Source organism: Aquidulcibacter paucihalophilus, from assembly GCF_002105465.1.
GTDB classification, from domain to species: Bacteria; Pseudomonadota; Alphaproteobacteria; order Caulobacterales; family Aquidulcibacteraceae; genus Aquidulcibacter; species Aquidulcibacter paucihalophilus.
This window is the reverse complement of the sequence record NZ_NCSQ01000039.1, coordinates 1-18,199: the sequence shown is the minus strand read 5'-3', so window position 1 is coordinate 18,199 and position 18,199 is coordinate 1. Positions and strand designations below refer to the sequence as shown.

The 18,199-nt window shown below is 57.0% G+C and carries 16 protein-coding genes; 7 read left to right on the top strand and 9 right to left on the bottom strand.

What is annotated here, in order from left to right; genetic code table 11:
- Nucleotides 1–3 precede the first annotated feature (3 nt).
- Both B7364_RS03450 and B7364_RS03445 read right to left on the bottom strand, forming a co-directional pair.
- A complete protein-coding gene (locus B7364_RS03450) occupies nucleotides 4–2,856 on the bottom strand; it encodes a [protein-PII] uridylyltransferase (RefSeq protein ID WP_085338549.1) in 2,853 nt (950 codons plus the stop codon).
- A gap of 75 nt (nucleotides 2,857–2,931) precedes the next feature.
- The gene (locus B7364_RS03445; protein WP_085338548.1) at nucleotides 2,932–3,435 is read right to left on the bottom strand and encodes a SixA phosphatase family protein; all 504 of its coding nucleotides are present in this window, start codon (nucleotides 3,433–3,435) and stop codon (nucleotides 2,932–2,934) included.
- 183 nt (nucleotides 3,436–3,618) lie between these two features.
- Between B7364_RS03445 and B7364_RS03440 the strand changes: the two genes are divergently transcribed.
- From B7364_RS03440 to B7364_RS03430, 3 genes are read left to right on the top strand one after another with little or no spacing between them, the layout of a single operon-like run.
- A complete protein-coding gene (locus B7364_RS03440; protein ID WP_085338547.1) occupies nucleotides 3,619–4,062 on the top strand; it encodes a hypothetical protein in 444 nt (147 codons plus the stop codon).
- A 59-nt stretch (nucleotides 4,063–4,121) separates the two neighbouring features.
- Complete coding sequence (locus B7364_RS03435) at nucleotides 4,122–4,484, top strand: YciI family protein (protein ID WP_085338546.1); 363 nt, start codon at nucleotides 4,122–4,124, stop codon at nucleotides 4,482–4,484.
- 2 nt (nucleotides 4,485–4,486) lie between these two features.
- Nucleotides 4,487–5,740: an RNA polymerase sigma factor gene (locus B7364_RS03430; protein WP_085338545.1), complete on the top strand. Its 1,254-nt coding sequence runs from the start codon at nucleotides 4,487–4,489 to the stop codon at nucleotides 5,738–5,740.
- Between the two features lie 271 nt (nucleotides 5,741–6,011).
- Here the strand turns inward: B7364_RS03430 and B7364_RS03425 are convergent, their stop codons facing one another.
- The 4 genes from B7364_RS03425 to B7364_RS03410 all read right to left on the bottom strand — a co-directional run bounded on the left by B7364_RS03425 (nucleotide 6,012) and on the right by B7364_RS03410 (nucleotide 10,899).
- On the bottom strand, nucleotides 6,012–7,325 hold the full coding sequence (locus B7364_RS03425) for an NAD(P)/FAD-dependent oxidoreductase (RefSeq protein ID WP_232780795.1): 1,314 nt from the start codon (nucleotides 7,323–7,325) through the stop codon (nucleotides 6,012–6,014).
- Between the two features lie 150 nt (nucleotides 7,326–7,475).
- A complete protein-coding gene (locus tag B7364_RS03420) occupies nucleotides 7,476–9,023 on the bottom strand; it encodes a TRAP transporter large permease (RefSeq protein WP_232780794.1) in 1,548 nt (515 codons plus the stop codon).
- A gap of 32 nt (nucleotides 9,024–9,055) precedes the next feature.
- Nucleotides 9,056–9,748 (bottom strand): TRAP transporter small permease subunit, encoded by a 693-nt coding sequence (locus tag B7364_RS03415; protein ID WP_085338542.1) that lies wholly within the window; start codon nucleotides 9,746–9,748, stop codon nucleotides 9,056–9,058.
- Nucleotides 9,745–10,899 (bottom strand): TRAP transporter substrate-binding protein, encoded by a 1,155-nt coding sequence (locus B7364_RS03410; RefSeq protein ID WP_085338541.1) that lies wholly within the window; start codon nucleotides 10,897–10,899, stop codon nucleotides 9,745–9,747. Before B7364_RS03410 ends, B7364_RS03415 begins: the two co-directional genes overlap by 4 nt.
- 459 nt (nucleotides 10,900–11,358) lie before the next feature.
- On the opposite strand from B7364_RS03410, the gene B7364_RS03405 reads away from it, so the two are divergent.
- On the top strand, nucleotides 11,359–12,324 hold the full coding sequence (locus tag B7364_RS03405) for an amidohydrolase family protein (protein ID WP_085338567.1): 966 nt from the start codon (nucleotides 11,359–11,361) through the stop codon (nucleotides 12,322–12,324).
- Here B7364_RS03405 and B7364_RS03400 read toward each other — a convergent pair.
- Both B7364_RS03400 and B7364_RS03395 read right to left on the bottom strand, forming a co-directional pair.
- On the bottom strand, nucleotides 12,317–12,724 hold the full coding sequence (locus B7364_RS03400; protein ID WP_198534021.1) for a MarR family winged helix-turn-helix transcriptional regulator: 408 nt from the start codon (nucleotides 12,722–12,724) through the stop codon (nucleotides 12,317–12,319). The two genes, B7364_RS03405 and B7364_RS03400, sit on opposite strands and share 8 nt — an antisense overlap.
- A gap of 25 nt (nucleotides 12,725–12,749) precedes the next feature.
- Nucleotides 12,750–13,166 (bottom strand): SRPBCC family protein, encoded by a 417-nt coding sequence (locus tag B7364_RS03395; protein ID WP_085338539.1) that lies wholly within the window; start codon nucleotides 13,164–13,166, stop codon nucleotides 12,750–12,752.
- A 184-nt stretch (nucleotides 13,167–13,350) separates the two neighbouring features.
- On the opposite strand from B7364_RS03395, the gene B7364_RS03390 reads away from it, so the two are divergent.
- Together B7364_RS03390 and B7364_RS03385 are read left to right on the top strand one after the other, a co-directional pair.
- On the top strand, nucleotides 13,351–14,931 hold the full coding sequence (locus tag B7364_RS03390) for a lysine--tRNA ligase (RefSeq protein ID WP_085338538.1): 1,581 nt from the start codon (nucleotides 13,351–13,353) through the stop codon (nucleotides 14,929–14,931).
- Nucleotides 14,922–15,455 carry a GNAT family N-acetyltransferase gene (locus B7364_RS03385; RefSeq protein WP_085338537.1) on the top strand — a complete coding sequence of 178 codons (534 nt, stop codon included), beginning with the start codon at nucleotides 14,922–14,924 and terminating at the stop codon, nucleotides 15,453–15,455. The genes B7364_RS03390 and B7364_RS03385 overlap by 10 nt, the downstream gene beginning before the upstream one ends.
- Nucleotides 15,456–15,865: 410 nt before the next feature.
- On the opposite strand, the gene B7364_RS03380 is transcribed toward B7364_RS03385, so the two are convergent.
- Nucleotides 15,866–16,852 carry a sodium-dependent bicarbonate transport family permease gene (locus B7364_RS03380; protein WP_085338536.1) on the bottom strand — a complete coding sequence of 329 codons (987 nt, stop codon included), beginning with the start codon at nucleotides 16,850–16,852 and terminating at the stop codon, nucleotides 15,866–15,868.
- A 165-nt stretch (nucleotides 16,853–17,017) separates the two neighbouring features.
- Here B7364_RS03380 and B7364_RS03375 point away from each other — a divergent pair, with 165 nt between their 5' ends.
- The gene (locus B7364_RS03375; protein ID WP_085338535.1) at nucleotides 17,018–17,923 is read left to right on the top strand and encodes a LysR family transcriptional regulator; all 906 of its coding nucleotides are present in this window, start codon (nucleotides 17,018–17,020) and stop codon (nucleotides 17,921–17,923) included.
- The last annotated feature ends 276 nt before the right edge of the window (nucleotides 17,924–18,199 follow it).

The window sequence follows — 18,199 nt, the reverse complement described above, 5'->3', positions numbered from 1 at the left end:
GCCTCAACGGCGGCTACTGGCTCGCGCACGGGCGAGCTTGCGACGTGACAAGAGACTCGGCCCTTCGGTGGTTTCAGCCTCCGCCAGAACCCCGATTAAACGCTCTTTCAGAACCGCGATTCGTCGCCCATCGAGAAGTTTCAACCCGCCGCGATCGCGCAGATAAAATGCATCAGTTGCCCGTTCGCCAACGCTATCAATATGGGCGGAAGTCACATTCAGGCCTTCATCTTCAAACACTTGGGCCAAGTCTGCCAAGAGGCCAGGGCGGTCACGACCTGACACTTCGACAATCGTGTCAAAGGCTGCGCCCTCATTATCGATCATGATTACAGGCTCAATGGCAAAGGCGGCCGTGCGATTGGTCGGCTTTTTGATGTTGGACGCTTGGTGCGCGGGAGGCGCTCCGCCGTGTTGCTTCCCATCGGACGCAAGGACGGCCCGCAGGCGTATAAACAGCCTGTCGATGGCGTCTTGTCGACCCTCGCCAAAGGCTGCCCCCGATTGATCTTGGAGCGCAAAGACGTCGAAGGCTTGACCGCCTTTAGAGGTATGGACGCGCGCATCAATGACATTGGCCCCAGCTTGCGCGAATACGGCAGTAAGGGCAGCAAATAGACCCGGCTGATCTGGGGACAAGACCAAGACTTCGGTGGCACCGCGGCTGGGTGCCGGACGTGAGGCCAACCAAAAAAGGGCTTCTTCACGCAGGGCTTTGGCCACTTCCGCCCCATGCCATTTTTGCTGATCCGTATCAAAGCCCAGCCAATACGCATCTTCGAGACTTGTGAAGAATTCGGCCAAAATGGGGTCGATCAACGCCTGTGCCCGACGCTCATCGGCTTGGGCTTTCAATTGGCGGCGCACAAAGCCTTCATCCGACCTGCCACCGCGCAAGGTTGCTTCGGTCAGCTTATAAAGGTCGCGCAGGAGTTGGGCTTTCCAATCATTCCAGACACCGGGCCCCACGGCCCGAATGTCAGCCACCGTCAAAACCAGTAGCAAGCGCAAGCGCTCGAGCGTGCCTACCGTTGCGGCAAAGTCCGTAATGGTTTTCGGGTCGCCAATATCGCGGCGCTGTGCCACTTCGCTCATGATCAAATGATGGCCAACAAGCCAAGCCACCAAGTCTACCTCTTCGGCATCGAGGCCCAAACGACGACAGGCGATCGTCGCTGCTTTTGCCCCTTCAATCTGCTGATCGCCTTCCCCCTTGCCCACATCATGGAGAAGCATGGCCAAATACAGCGCGCGGCGATTGGCAAGGCGGGGGAAGAGCTCGGTTGAAACCGGCAATTCCTTGCTCAGCCTGCCATGCTCAATGTCTGAGATATTGGCGATGCCGCGCAACGTGTGTTCGTCCACGGTGAAGTGGTGATACATGTTAAACTGGGTTTGACCGACAATGCGGCCAAATTCGGGGACGAATTTTCCAAGCAAGCCCGCCTCATTCAAAAGGCCCAGGGCGCGGGCGGGATCTTTCTTGGAGGTGGCGACTTCTAGGAAACTGGCGACGGATTTTGGGTCATCGCGCATGATCCGGCCCTTGGCCGCCATGCTGGTGACGCGCGCCAAGGCTGAGGGATCCATGTCCAAGTCGAGCTCATCGGCCATTTTGAAGATATCGATCAGGGCCGACAAATCATCGGCAATCTGGTCAGGATGGGCAAAGCCGATGCGGCCATGGTCTTCTACAAAGCGGGGATCATCGAGAAGCTTTGCCTTTTGCGGGCTGGCAAAGAAACGTGAAATACCGCGAGGGGCGGCCTTCTGCCGGTCCAGCTCCAGCCGCGCCGACAAGATGCGCGTCAAGGACCCAACTTGTTTGGTGACGAGGAAATAGCGCTTCATGAAGCGCTCTACCGCTGGATTATCGGCCCGGTCGCCATAGCCCATGCGGCGGGCCATTTCGGGCTGTAAGTCAAAGGTCAAGCGTTCTTCGGCCCGCCCGGTCAAGAAATGCAAGTGACACCGCACGGTCCACAGGAATTCAGCGGCCTGATTGAAGTGCTTCATATCTTCGCGGCTGAAAATGCCCTTTTCGACAAATTGGCTGACATCATCGGTGCCGTGAATATATTTGGCGATCCAAAACAAAGTATGCAGGTCACGTAGGCCGCCTTTACCATCTTTGATATTGGGCTCCACCATATAGCGGCTTTCACCCGTACGGCGGTGACGATTATCGCGCTCGGCCAGCTTTGCAGCGACAAAGTCTGCCGCTGTGCCGTCAAACAAATCCTTGCGCAACCGGATTTCCAGCTCGCGGAACAACAGCTTATCGCCACAGACAAATCGGGTTTCCAGCACAGAGGTTCGGATTGTCATGTCTTCTCGGGCGGCGCGCAGACACTCTGAAATGGTGCGCGAAGCATGGCCAACTTTTAGTCCCATGTCCCACAACATATAGAGCATATATTCAATCACACTCTCGGCCCACGACGCGTCCTTGATGGGCCGCACAAACATCAGGTCGACATCTGAGGACGGGGCCATGGAATTGCGGCCATAGCCGCCGGTAGCACAGACGCTAAGCCGCTCAGCCGCTGTTGGATTTCGCGCCCGAAAGACATGGGTGATCGTAAAATCATAAAGGGCTGAGATCACCTGATCTTGAACCGCCGCCAATAGGTGAGAGCAATCAAGGCCGCCCGCCCCACTCTCCAAGCGCTCCTGCGCGATCAAGCGCCCGCGAAACAAAGCGCCTTTCAGCAAGTCCAAAGCGCGGGCCCGTGCCGCTTTTTCATCGCCCAAATGGTCCAGCGCTGCGGCAGATAATTGCACGCGGAGACGGTTGCCATCGACGACGGCTTCAATCGACCAGGGCTTTAAAGGGGTGCGCTTTGGTTTGTTCATGCAACCTCATGCACGCACAGGGGTTGATTTGTCATTAGGAAGCGTGCGGTCGAACTGCCAATCCTGCGCTTTCATTTAGTCCGATACAGGCTCTGGGGCCCAAAACTGTTTGAGCTTGAAGCCCGAGCTGGCATGTGGATCGGCACAAAACCACGCTATGCCGCTGGTGGGCAAATGCTCTCGTAACTGCACCTGCCCATGATCTTGGCCCGTGTTGCCCTTCATCAAGCTGCGTGCCAGATCATGCAGGCCGGGATCATGCGCAATGATCATCACGCGCGCGGCCTTAGCAGTCTTGGCCGCTTTCAGATAAATACTGGGTGCCGCCAGATAAAGCTGGCGCGACAAATGAACCTGCGCATCTGGGAACGAAGGTTGGCAGGCATCCCAAGTCTCGGCGGCGCGCAAAGCGGTGGAGACCAATGCGAGCTGGATGTCACAACCCGCCTCTTTCAAGCGAGCCGCTTGGGCAGCAGCTTGAACCCGCCCACGCAGGGTCAAACCGCGACTGAAGTCATCACGTGCTTCATGGGGGCGAACGGCTTTGCCATGGCGAAACAAAATAAGGTCGGTCAGCATGAGCTTTTGGGCGTCCTTGAGGGCAAGACATCACCCTTAGCCTGTTTCGACAACTATTCTGACACGTCGCTGCACTTTTTTCTGATCGCTGTCGAAATCGCTATCTGCTCGAATGTCATGCCTATGAGAATGCGGGAAGCCAAAAGTGCTTCCCCGTCTCTGAGATGTTTGAAGGAGCAAAAAATGGTTGAAGCTGGCACACAGCGAAAGTTGCCGCCCTGGTTCTGGGCGGTCGCAGGCCTCGGCGCTGCGTGGAATTTCTTTGGCCTCGCTCAGTTTATGGGCGCGGTCACAGCAACTTCCGCAAGTCTGGCGGCAAAAGGCATGACGCCAGAACAAATTGACGTCTATCTGTCAATTCCGTTTTGGATGAATTTTGCTTTTGGCATTGGCGTCATCGGCGGGCTGATTGGCTCAACTCTGATGCTATTGAAGAACAAGGTCGCCCAGCCCGTACTTTTGGCCTCGCTGGTTGCTTATGTCGTCCTCTATATTGGCGACATTGTTCATGGCGTGTTTGCGGCTTTGGGCCCGCCTCAAGTGATTGTCCTCACCGTTGTGGTGGCGATTGCAGCTGCCCTTCTCTGGGTCGCCCATTTTTCCAACAAACAGGCCCGTTTGGCCTGATCTCATTTCCCCCTCGACCAGACGGTGTGTCTGGGTCATAAAACCAATGGAGACTGACCATGCAATTTATGTTGATCATGAACGAAACCGAAGCTGAACGAAACAAGCGCAATGATCCCGCAGAAGCTGGGGCCTATTGGGGTGGCTGGACAGCCTTTGTCCAAGCGATCCAGCAAGCCGGTATCGTGATTAATGGCGATGGGTTGCAGCCGCCCCATACAGCCACGACGCTGCGGATCCGCGATGGCAAGCGTGTGGTCCAAGACGGGCCGTTTGCCGATACAAAAGAGCAGTTGGGCGGTTATTTTGTGATCGAGGTGCCAGATCTTGATACGGCACTTGAATGGGCGGCAAAGTCCCCAGCGGCCAGCGGCGGCTCGATTGAAATTCGCCCAATCATGCCACCTCCTCCCCAAGGCTAAACATGGGTGATGCGCGCGTCACGCCGGCCCCGGTTCCCGGCAAGGACAGAATTGTCGAGACGGTGGTTGGCGCGGCGCGCGCTTCCTATGGTCGCCTCATTGCACTTTTGGCGGCGCGCGATGGCGATTTGGCCGCCAGCGAAGATGCTTTATCCGAGGCCTTTGCCGCAGCCCTCAAGGTGTGGCCCACACGCGGTATTCCTGCCAATCCTGATGCTTGGCTTTTGACCGCAGCCCGTAACCGCCTGATCAATGCCCATCGGCATGAGGCCGTGAAAGCGCGCGGCATGGATGAGATTTTACGTCGGATGGATGCCCCCTCAGCGGCCCGAGAGCCGATCCCGGACCAACGCTTGGCTTTGATGTTTGTCTGCGCCCACCCGGCCATTCAAGAAGACGTCCGCACCCCCTTGATGCTGCAGACCATCCTTGGCCTAGACGCCGCCCAGATTGCCTCTGCCTTTTTAGTCTCGCCCACCACCATGGGCCAGCGCTTGGTGCGCGCCAAAGCTAAGATTAAGGCTGCCGGTATTGGTTTCAAAATCCCCGATCTCGACGCCTTGCCAGAGCGATTGGAAGATGTGTTGTCGGCGATCTATGCGGCGTTTGGCACGTCGTTTGACGCGGTGGCAGGGTCTGATGACTGCACGATGTCCCTGGCTGAGGAGGCCATCTTTCTCGCCCGTTTGCTGGTGTCGCTGATGCCCCAAGAGCCTGAGGCTTTGGGCTTGTTAGCGCTGATGCTCTATGTCGATGCGCGTAAGGCTGCGCGTTGGGGGACCGATGGTGCCTTTGTACCCCTCAAGGGTCAAGATGCGACCTTGTGGGAGCGCGGCAAGATTATCGAGGCCGAAGACCTTCTCGTTCGCGCCTCAAGGCTAAACCGGCTTGGGCGCTTTCAGATTGAGGCCGCCATCCAGTCCATCCATGTCCAAGCCCCGATCACCGGCACGACCAATTGGGCAGCGCTGCGGTCCTTTCATGAACTCCTGCTGACCCATCGGCCCAGTATTGGGGCCTTTGTCAGCTATGCCGCCGTCCTGCAGGCCATGGGGCAGGGCCGGTCTGCGCTGGAGGTTCTGTCCAGCCTCAATGCCAGCGATGTTAGCACCTATCAGCCCTTTTGGGTAACCTTGGCCGCCGCCCATCGCGCCTGCGACGAGCCTGCTGCCGCAGCGGTTGCGATGGAGCGCGCGATAGGCCTAACGGAAAATCCTATGGTGCGCGCGTTCTTGCTGCGTGAGCGGGCGGGGTGAGGGGGCGTCGGTTGATGAACTCGGAACGCCCGCACGCAGCTTACCTCGAAGCTGTCTGATAATTGTCACTGCGCAAGATCCGCCATCGAAGCGCGCCATCGGCAAAGTCGACGGGCCATCAGCGCGCCTTGACGCTCCAGCTTGCGCGCCCAAATTCGAACGAAGCCTTTGCCTAGGCAGGGCCTAAGGCAAATGCGATCTTAGCTAAAGGAATCGGCAGCGGGACCCAGCGAAGTTCGCGCTGCGCGCTCCCTGAACGACCGCGACCGCCCTAATGAAGCTTAAACTTAGGCCGGATGATGTGGTTGACGTGGCCGATCACGATCAGCGTCACGCCGCGCCACCAGCCGTGGATGGCAATCAGATGCATGCGATAGAGCGATTGATAGACCATGCGGGCGACCCAGCCTTCCACGCGCATCCGTCCGCCCACCAGATTGCCCATCAGGCTGCCCACGGTGGAAAAGCGGCTGAGGGATACAAGCGACCCATGGTCGTGATAGACAAAATCCTGTTGCGGTTGGCCTGCTTGGGCACGCACCAAGTTATGAAAGACTTGGGCGGCCATTTGGTGCGCGGATTGGGCGCGCGGCGGGATTGGGCGGTCGCGGCCGGGAAGCATGCACGAGGCGCAATCGCCGAGGGCATAAATGCGGTCGTCCTTCGTGGATTGAAGGGTCGGGCGTACGACGATTTGATTACCACGTGTGAGTTCGAGATCCCCCATGGTGCGGATCTCGTCGGCCCCTTTAACCCCGGCCGCCCACACAATCAGATTGGCCTCAATGACCGCCCCGGCGCTGGTATGAACCTCGTTTTTCGCCAGACGCACCACTTGGGTATTGTCGAGCACTTTGACGCCCAGTTTTTCGAGCTCATGCTTCGCACTTTCCGCAAGCTTTTCGTCGAGCGCGGGCAGGATACGGGGGCCCGCCTCAATCAGAGACACTTCGAGCTTAGATTCATCAAATACTTCGAGGCCATAATGGCGCAGGGCCTTGGCGGCACTATACAGTTCGGCCGCAAGCTCGACCCCAGTCGCACCGCCCCCGACAATACAAATGCGGACAGCCGCTTGCGTATCGCCGGTCTGATGGGCGTGATTGGTACGCAGGCAAGCGTTCAGTAGCTTTTGGCGGAAGCGGTCGGCCTGTGGGCGGTCTTCCAGAAACATGGCATGTTCGCGCACGCCCGGTACCCCGAAATCATTTGAAATGCCGCCCATGGCCAGCACCAAGTAATCGTAGCGGATCGTGTGCCTGCCAATAATCTCCTCACCACGCTCGTCCAGCAATGGCGCGGTGGTGACGGTGCGGCCGACCCGGTCAATGCTTTCAAGACTGCCGTTAAAGAACCGATAGCCCCAGCGCACGGCATGGCCGCCATAGCCCACTTCATCGAGATTGGCGTCAAGGGAACCCGCCGCCACTTCATGAAGTAAGGGCTTCCACACATGAGTTAAGTTGCGGTCGATCAGAATGATGTCATGGGCTTTGCGACCATAGCGCGAGCCGAGCAAGCGAACCAGTTCGAGGCCGCCAGCACCCCCGCCGACGACCACAATTTGTGTCTTCCTCTGACCCACTCGATTCCCCTGCGACCGCGACATTGCGCCCTTTGGCCTTATCAGTGAATTGTCGGCGGACTCAAGCCAGAACTTGCCAGCCGCGCCACGCGTTCGCGGCTGGCCACGAGATGAACAGTCACAGGGACACTAAAGCCAGTTTTTGGGCATTTAGCGGTAAAGCAGGTTGGGCAACCACGTGGCCAAGCCCGGCATCAGCCAAATCAAACCAACGGCCACAAGTTGCAAGCCGATGAAGGGCACGACACCGCGATAAATATCGACGGTTCTTACGCTCGGTGGTGCCACTCCGCGCAGATAGAAAAGCGCAAAGCCAAACGGCGGGGTTAGGAACGAGGTCTGTAACACCATCGCCATCATCACGGCCAGCCAAACGGGGTCTGCCCCCATCACGATCAGAGGCACGGCGACCAAGGGCACGACGACAAAGCAAATCTCGATGAAGTCCAAGAAGAAGCCCAACAAGAACATCACCGCGAAGGTGAACAAAAGTGCCCCGGTTAAGCCGCCAGGGACGGCCTCGAGCATGCCGGCAACCCATTCATCACCGCCTAGGCCGCGGAATACCAAGGTGAAGAGCGCGGCCCCAATCAGGATCGTGAACACCATAGCATTGATGTCTGCTGTCGATTTCAACGCTGGGGTCAGAGATTTGGCCCTATGTAACGCCCAAAGGCCCGCAATCACACCTGCCCCGGCCACGAGGCTGAGGACAACGGAGATGAAAAGGATAATCTGCCCTGGCAACGTCGCTTGCCCGGCTAGGCTTGGGATGTCGATAAACAAGCGGAACGCCACCAGTAGGACCAGCGCGGCCCCCCCGCCTAAAATGATCCGGCTTAGGGTATGCCGTGCCCTGCCTGCGTCTTGCTCAATACGTTGACCGGCCAAAAGGGCTGCCCCAGCGGCCCCCACGGCTGCCCCTTCGGTGGCGGTTGCAATGCCTGCAAGGATAGAGCCCAAAACGGCCAAGATCAGTAATAATGGCGCAAGCAGGGCTTGAACCACGCGCGAAAGCTTGGGGTAATCCCCGCCTGCCGCCGGGGCCGCCTTCGGCTGGCTCCACGCGATGAAGATTTGATAGAGCAAATAAAGCCCAACCAGCACAAGGCCCGGGATGATCGCACCAGCAAACAAATCGCCAACCGAAACAGCTTCGCCCCCCGACTTGCCCATTTCAAGCTGGGCACGCTGGTTCGCATTGCCAATCACATCGCCCAATAGGATCAGCACGATCGAAGGCGGGATGATTTGACCCAAGGTGCCCGAGGCGGCGATGGAGCCGGTTGCAATCTTTACATCATAGCCGCGCGCCAACATGGCCGGCAAAGCCAACAGCCCCATGGTGACAACGGTGGCCCCGACCACCCCTGTCGAGGCTGCCAGAAGTGCGCCCACAAGGGTGGTGGAATACAACAGCCCACCCCGAAACCGGCCAAACAAATCGCCCATGGTGGTCAATAAGTCTTCGGCGATCCGGGAACGCTCTAGGATGACGCCCATCAAGACAAACAGGGGCACAGCCGTCAGCGTGGCATTCCCCATCGTACCAAACACGCGCTGGGGAAAGGCGGCGAAATAGGAGGGTTGAAACACACCCACTGCCATGCCCAGCAGGCCAAAAACCAAGGCAACACCAGCCAAGGTGAAGGCAACGGGATAGCCCATCATCAACACCACGATGAGGGACAGGAACATTGCGATGTCTAAAATCCCATGCAGGTCCATCGTTATGATCCTACAGGTTCAGTTGGGGATTGGGAGGTCGGCGTTTGCGGTGCGGCGGAACGTGCTTCTGAGCCTTCAAGCCCGCGCCAGCGCAAGGCAGCACGGCCAGCATGGGCTACACCAGCCATGAGCATGGTGACCGCAAAGAGTGGCATGGCCGTTTTCAACAGATAGACAAAGGGTAGACCGTCTGTTTCAGGGCTCTTTTCGCCAATGCGCCACGCAAGTTCTACCACGGGGCCGCTATAGATCAGCAAGAGCACCATTACCGGTGCCAAAAGCACGCAAAACCCAATCAAATCAAGCGCAGCTTTGGTTCGTTCGCTCACATGTTCATAAACGACATCTACGCGGACATGGGCATTAGTGATCAAGGCAGCGGGGGCCGCCATCAAAAACCCTAGCGCGTGCGCATACATCACCGTTTCATTGAGGCGGGTGAAACTTTCGCCAAAAATATAGCGCAACAGCACGGTGCTGAGCATGCCAAAGGCCAATACCAATAAGCAAGCTTGGGCAAACTTGCCGAGCCAAAAGGCAATATCTTCTGCGATCGCGTTTAAAGTGCGCTGGACGCCTGCAATCCGCTCACCCCAGATCACAACCCCCAGCGGCGTTAGAAGAAATGGGGCTAAACCGCCGAGACTAATCACAGCAATGGCTCCCAATGGCTCACCGAGTATGTGCGGGCTCATGGGGCACCCAAGCTTAAGGTGCGCTGCCGCTCTGCCAGATAAATGCCTTCAGCCTCTTCACTCCAAGGCCGCATGGCACGATAAGCCTTCAGCCAACTTTGATAGATGCGGCCTGCCAAGGGGTCTGCCGCCCCAGCTTCGGCCCACATGATTTGGGCAATTTTTGCGGCTTCTTTAATCACGTCATCGGGCAGGCGGCGCAAGGTTACCCCATATTGGGCCTTCATCGCTTCCATCGCCACCCCATTCTGATAGGTGAATTCCCCGACCGAAATGGCATAGCTTTCGCGGCAAGCTGCCCGCAGAATTTCCTGATGCACCTTGGATAATTTATCAAACTTACCCTTATTGACCCCGACCGCCAAAATCGCGCCGGGTTCATGCAGGCCAGGGGCGTAATAATAAGGGGCTTCGCGATAAAAGCCCAAGCCGATGTCGTTCCAAGGCCCTACGAACTCTGCCGCGTCGATCACGCCCGACTGCAAGGCCTGATAGATTTCGCCCCCGGGCATGGCAACGGCCGCGCCACCCAAGCGGCGGATCATCTCGCCCCCGATGCCGGGAATACGCATCTTGAGGCCCTTTAGATCGGCCAAACTCTTGATTTCACGCTTGAACCAGCCGCCTGCTTGATGGCACGTATTGGCGGCTGCCATCGGCACAATGCCAAAGCCTGCCGCTAATTCTTCCCACAGCGCTTGGCCACCACCATGATCCAGCCAACCCATTTGCTCCATCGCCGTCATGCCAAAGGGCACGGCGGTGAAGAAGGGATAGGCAGCATTTTTGCCCTGCCAATAATAATCGGCGGAATGATAAAGATCGGCCGAACCAGTGGCCACGGCGTCAAATACTTCAAAGGCGCCGACCAATTCGCCGGCGGCATAGACTTTGATGTCCAAGGTGCCGCCTGACAGGGCAAGGGCACGCTGTGCAATGCGTTCTGCACTCATGCCCAAGCCTGGCATGCCTTTGGGCCAAGAGGTGACCATATTCAGCCGGACGGCCCCGGCGACAGCGCTTTGAGTAGCCGCTTGGCCCTGGGCACCGACGCCCGCACCGGCACCAGCCACACGCGCTGCTGCAATGCCGGCACCCGCACCCGACAAAGTGCCAATCGCAACCGCAGTTACCAGAGTTCTCCGATCCATCCTGTGCACTTCCCCTCAACTGCTTACGGCAAAGTCTCTCAAGGCGTCCAAGATCGCCTTCCTTCGCCCGACTGCGCCATCCCCGCGTGATTTTCCAGCCTAGGTTAACGGCGTTACCATGACTATAGACGGTTCCGCGGTCAATTTTGCGTTAGGCATGGGGCAAATGGAGCCAAAAGTCGGATCATGGCAGCTATCTGTCTGCAACCGCGGCAGACGAAGCCTTGATCTTCGAAATCAGGTGCGGGGCGACCGCGGTGATGGACTTGAAGGCAAAACCTTCAGCCTACTGAGTAAATCTTATCCTGAGGTCTGATTTCGTTTGTCAAAGCCACGGCCACTGGCTAGCCTCCCAATCAGCCAAAGTTGGTGTATTTGATTGGATAGTTTGACGTGAAGACTTGTTTGACTTGGTTCATCACCTGTTTGATTTCAGGCCTGATTGTCACCACCGCGCCCATGGCACATGCGCAAGAACCGATTATTGACATGCATCTGCATGCCTCTGCCGCCAATGAGCAGGGTCCAGCCCCCTTAGCCATGTGTAGCCCCATGGACCCGATGCCAGCCTGGGATCAGACCACCGATTATGAAACCTTCCTGATGGCTTGGTTCAAAAATCCAAAATGCGCCGATCCAATCTGGTCGCCCATGACCGATGATGAGATCCGCACCAAAACATTGGAGATTATGAATCGCCGCAATATGTTCGGCGTTGTCAGCGACAAATATGCGCGCTTGAAAGTGTGGAAGGCTGCGGCTCCAGACCGGATCATGAATGGGCTTCTGCCCGAACTTCCGCCGAAGGGTAATTTAACCAAGGAATTTGCTGAGGCGAAAGCGGCCGGCATCATCACGATGATTGGCGAGCTTGGCACCCAATATATCGGCATCGCCCCCAATGATCCAAGGATGGAGCCTATTTGGGCGGCGGCTGAGGCCAATGATTTGCCCGTAGCATTACATGTGGGCCCGGGCCCTCCAGGTGTCGCCTATATGTCGGGCTCTGGCTATCGTGCCCGATTGAGCAGCCCGCTTTTGTTGGAAGATGTGCTGGTGAAGCACCCAAAGCTCCGCATCAATGTGATGCATGCGGGCTATCCCTTGTTGGATGACACGTTGGCTCTGTTGTATGCGCACCCTCAAGTCTATCTGGATACAGGCGTGATTGTTTACACCCAGCCTAGACCAGCTTTTTATCGCTATTTACAGACCTTGGTTGAGGCTGGCTTTGGTGAGCGCATCATGTTTGGCTCCGATCAAATGGTATGGCCGGAAACGATTGAAATCGCCATCAAGGTGATTGAGGACGCACCCTTCTTAAGCGCGCAGCAAAAGCGCGATATCCTCTATAATAATGCGGCTCGTTTCTTACGTCTGGACGAGGCCACGCGCGCCAAACATCGCGCGATGGGGGCTAAGTAGGCTGGCTCGTTGAAAAGAAGGCCTTATCGAATCCTTCAACCAAGGGCAGGGCCTGTTTGACCTTGTCGATGCCGAGCGCTGTCAGCCGCACGCCCTTCCGGCGACGGTCGTTTGCGGCAAGTTTGCGCGTCACAAGCCCATCTCGATCCAAACGGCTGATGATCTGAGACACCAGCATCCGGTCGAGGCGCAAAAAGTCGGCCAATTGTTGTTGCGATAGATTGCTGCCGTCTTGGGTTTTCCACCCGATGGTGGCCAAGAGCGCAAATTGCGGCTGTGTGAGCGATAATGGACGCAAGATATGATTGAGACCGCGTTGCCACGCCATAAAGCGCACCCAATATTGAAAGCCCGGACTGGCCTGAGGCCCTGTATAGTCCGACAGTTTCGCCCAATCCAAGCAGCAATCTCCCCTTCGTGAGTATTTAGGGTCCGGCGGCCTCAGCAAGTTGTTTGAGACCTTGCAAGGTCACGGGTAGGCCGCGACTGAGCGTCGGACCAATCAATCTTTTGAACAGAAAGCTTGTTGGGCCTTTGAAGTAAACCCCGTGGGTTACGCGTGTCCCCAGAGTGGTCGCTTCAAGGCGATGGTCAAAGCCCATGGTGCAACCGGGCAGATCTGATTCGACACAGAATTGAGTTGGTTGGGTTACAGAGACCACCTTGATCTGCGCTTTTGGCCCTGAGCGGGGCTTGAGCCAGCCCCGGGCATTGGGGGTTAATCCCTCCGGCAAAGAAACCTCCAGAACCTCCTCATCCCACTGCGGCCAATTCCCAACGTCTTGGTAGAGGGCAAACACGGTTTCGGGTTTGGCTTGGATTATCATTTCATGGGTGATCATGGCAGGCGCTCCACCGCAATTAATAAACACATTTACAAATAAACCCACGGGTTAGGCCTGTCAAGCGGGCATGCAAGGCAGCCTGTTGTGTGGGTTGAGGCAGGGGCGGGGTTTGACCTTAGGGCGTGATTCCGCCACAAGGCGTGGCAACAACCTCCCACTCCAAGTAAAGAATGAGACGTGAATGGCGAACCGTGCACTTTTGGCAACTGAAGCCAAGGCTTGGCCCTTTGAACAAGCCCGTTTGCTACTGGACCGGGTCAAGAAAATCGGCAAGCAAGGACCCGTCATTTTCGAAACTGGCTATGGCCCGTCGGGGCTTCCCCATATCGGCACTTTTGGCGAAGTCGTGCGCACAACCATGGTGCGCCAAGCCTTTATCGCACTGACCAATGGCACGATCGAAACCCAATTAATCTGTGTCAGCGACGATATGGATGGCATGCGCAAAGTGCCCGATAATGTGCCCAATCCAGCCGCCTTAGAGCCCTATCTGCAAAAGCCTCTGACCGATGTGCCCGACCCATTTGGCACCCATGAAGGCTTTGCCCAGCACAATAATGCCCGCTTGCGCGGCTTCCTCGATAGCTTTGGCTTTGATTATCAGTTCAAGTCTGCCACCGAGCTTTATCGTTCGGGCGCCTTTGATGCCACGCTTCTGCGGGCGCTTGAGAAGTTTGACGAGATTATGGGCGTCATGTTGCCGACTTTGGGCGAAGAGCGGCGCGCCACTTATAGTCCCTTCCTGCCCATCTCGCCCACGACGGGCCGCGTCCTTTATGTGCCGATGAAGGCGACAGACCCGAAGGCGGGCACGGTCACCTTTGCCGATGAAGACGGCACAGATATCACGCTCCCCGTCACGGGCGGGCATGTTAAAATGCAATGGAAACCAGACTTTGGCATGCGTTGGGCAGCTCTGGGCGTCGACTTTGAAATGTATGGCAAGGACCATCAGACCAATGGCCCGATCTATTCCAAAATCTGCCGCATCTTAGGCGCAGAGCCACCCTTGCAATATTGCTATGAACTCTTCCTCGACCAAAATGGCGAGAAGATTAGTAAGTCCAAAGGCAATGGGATCTCGGTCGAGCAATGGTTGACTTATGCGCCGCCCGAAAGCCTGTCCTTGTATAACTTCCAAAAGCCGCGGGCGGCCAAAAAGCTCTATTTCGATGTCATTCCGCGCGCGGTGGACGAATATGTCCAGTTTCTCGATGCCTTTCAGCGGGAAGAGCCGGCTAAGCAGCTCGAAAACCCGGTCTGGCATATTCATAATGGCCAGCCGCCGCACGATGGCTCGCCCATCAGCTTTGCGCTGCTCCTCAATCTGGTCTCAGCTGCCAATGCAGAAACCAAAGAGGTGCTATGGGGCTTTATCAAGCGCTATGCGCCGGAGGCGACACCGTCTGAACAGCCCTTGCTGGATCAACTCGCAGGCTTTGCCCTAGCCTATTATCGCGACTTCATTCAGCCGACCAAGAAGTTCCGTGCACCGACGCAAGCAGAGCGTGCTGCCATCTTGGACCTCAAAGCCCGCCTTGAAGCTATGGGGGCGGATATGCGCGACGGCGATGAAATCCAGAATATGGTGTTTGATGTCGGCAAGACCCACCAGTTTGAAAACCTGCGCGATTGGTTCAAAGCGCTCTATGAAGTCTTGCTGGGCCAGGAACAAGGCCCCCGCTTTGGCGGCTTTGTCGCCCTATTTGGTGTGACCGAAACCATTGCTCTGATTGAGGAAAGGCTGGCTGCATGGTCTTAAAACTGCGTGTCGCGACCTTTGATGATATGCCCGAGATGAAGGCCTTGATGGCTTTGGCGATCGGGCAGTTGATGAATGACTTTCTGACGCCCGAACAAGTTGAGGGTAGTCACGAGACCATGGGGATCGACACCCAGTTGATCGAGGACGGCACCTATTTTGTCGTCCAAGAGGACGACGGCCAAATCGTCGGCTGTGGCGGCTGGAGCCAGCGCGGCACGCTCTATGGCGGCGATCACAGTGCAGGCCGCGATAACCGCCTTTTAGACCCCGCAACCGAACCTGCCCGGATTCGCGCCATGTATACCCATCCAGACCATGTGCGCCGTGGCATTGGCCAAATGATTATTGATGCGGGCGAGGCCGCTGCCCGTGCCGAAGGCTTTAAGAGTGCGCAAATGGGGGCGACGTTGGCTGGCGAGCCGCTCTATCGCCGCTGCGGCTATGAGCTGATCGACGTGATTGAGAAGCATGCCAAAAATGGTGCTGTCATCCCCCTCAAAATCATGGGCAAAGTGCTTTAAATCAACAAGAAAGGTCGCTGGTTGCCCAGCGACCTTTCTATTGCCAGACCGGTGAAACGGCCCAGTCTCAATTCGAAGAAACGCTTCTAATCGCTAAGCGTTCGCCTCCGAAGGGATCCTGACAGACATTTCACTCAGGCGCGGACAATGAGACATAGGATCACCTCCTTTCAGTTGCTAATGGGACGACCATAGTGCCTTAGTTTGGGTGTCTGTCTAGAGGGCAGGGGGAGAGTTTTTGTGGCACCGTCCCCCTTCAGCCCGCTTCGCGGCCAGCTTCCCCGTTCATGAAGCTCCCGCTAAACCGGTCAAGAAGGTATGCATAGGCGCACATGAGCCACCCGCTGTGCGGGCCACCGCATGAAGTTGCGCAGCTCGTCTTGCCTTCAACCGTACCAAAGCAACAAATTCTACCCACCCCCCAACACCCCACGCCACAGAACCGCCATCTGATACACGGTCGGCACCCCGATGATCAGCATGAAGGGGAAGGTGATGCCGAGTGAGGAGGTAAGATAGATGGCAGGATTTGCGGTTGGGAAGGTGGCGCGCACGGCTGCGGGCGCATCAATGTAAGAGGCAGAAGCCGCAACCGCCCCGATGACAAAGGCAGAGCCCAAGGGCAGGCCTGCCCAGGTTGCAAGCCCTGAGGCCAGCGCCCCATGCACCATCGGCATCACCACGCCAAATACCGCCATAGCCGGGCCCACTTTGGCAAATTCCTTTAAGTGACGTGCCGCTGTCATGCCCATTTCCAGCAGGAACAGGACCAAAACACCGCGAAACAGATCGACAAAGAAGGGCTCGATCTTGGTGAAATTCTTTTCGCCAATCAGGCCCCCGATGAGAAGGCCACCCCCCAATAAGACGAGGCCGCGCCCGCGCAGGGTCTCCATCAAAATCTCGGTCAGCTTGCCCGGCTCACCATTGGACCGGCTCATCGCAAAGCGGCCATAAAACAGGGCGACCAAAATCGCGAGCTCCATAAGGGCGACAAGCCCTGTTACATAGCCGTCCATCGGGGTGCCTTTGCTCTCCGCATAGGTGCGGGCAACCACGAAGGTCACTGAGGAGACCGAACCATAGAGAGCCGCCACGCCTGCTGCATTGGGTGTGTCAAAGCGCAGAACGAATTTGGCAACCAAAAATGCAATCAGGGGCAAAATGAAAATCAAGGCGGCAGTCACCCCAAGGCCATTGGCAATGTCCTTAAAGGCCACGCTGGCAAGCTCTTGTCCGCCTTGCAGACCAATCGAAAACAACAGAAAAATCGCAAAAATCTTGATGACAGCTTCGGGGATTTCCAAATCCGACTTGATCAAAGTGGCGATCATGCCCAACAAAAATGCCAAAGTGATCGGCGAGATGAGGTTTTCAAGCAATACTTCCACTGGCATGTTTGGCTCCTGTCCCGGGGGGTGCGGGGCCGCTGCATAGGGGGTTGCTCAACAAACGAGAAACCTGAAAAGCTGATTAGATTTATCGGAAAAACCGTGGCGAGAGGGCCTCCGTCGTCGAAACTGACGTTGACGGCGCGCAGCCAGCGTCGCATGAGGGAAGCCATGTATGACGTCGATACCGCCTTTTTGCGTACCTTTGTAACGCTGGCTGATACCCGCAGTTTCTCGCGGACCGGTATCCTGGTGGGCCGGTCGCAATCGGCTGTGTCGGGCCAAATCAAGAAGCTCGAAGAAATCTTCGATCGCCAATTGATCGAACGCGATACTCGTAATGTGCGTTTGACCCAGGATGGGGAAAAGCTCCTGGGCTATGCGCGGGACATGATTGCTTCGGCCGATGCCATGCTGGCGCGCTTTCGCTCACAAGAGATTGCCGGTGAAGTGCGGTTTGGTTCGCCGGAAGATTTCACGACCGCCCATCTGCCTGATATTCTGGCCGCTTTCATGAATGCCCATCCCCACGTGATGCTGCATGTATCGTGTGCGTTGACGCGCACCTTGATTGATGAGTTTGAGGCAGGCTTGCATGACCTTGTGCTGATCAAACAATCTACCGAACGCGTGCATCCCGGTGCCCGCCCCATCTGGCGGGAGGAATTAGTCTGGGTTGGCCCGTCAAGTGACGCGCTGCCCAAGGCGTTTGAGGAAGCAAGGGCTGTTTTTGAAAAGCGCGCCCGGCCCTTGCCCTTGGTATTGTCGCCTTCAGCATGTGTGTACCGCGAGCGCGCACTGGCAGCATTGGACCGCGCTAAAGCGCCTTGGACAAGTGCCTTTACCAGCCCCAGTCATGCAGGATGTGCGGCGGCTGTACGGGCCGGTCTTGGTTATGCGGTGATGCCGCGCGGGCTCATTCAAGACGGCATTGATGTTTTGGGCGATTGGCCGTCCTTGGAAGCCGCCGATATGTGCTTGCTTGAGCCTTCCCGCCAAAGCCCCGCAGCCCAAGCCCTCGCCCACTTCATCGAGGCCCGCATGGCCGAACGCAAAGACGCAGGCAAGACTTTTTGAGCCTTAGGCTTTGCCTTGGGGAAGTTGTCATGCTGGACCTGGAAGCTGGGGCGCAGACCGAGTGCCTCAAAGTCCTGTGGGGTCCCCGCTGGGTGGCGCACGCCAAGGTAGGGTGGCATTGCTTGGAATNAGAAGCGCTTTGGTGACCCTTCTGGTCACCCAACCGCTTCCTTTAGCGTGATTGGGCGATTTGTCGCGTCCAGTCCAGATTTCCTTCGGAAATCTGCCGCAAGGCGGCGCGAAGCGGACTTGACCCGTCAAATCGCCCACCAACAA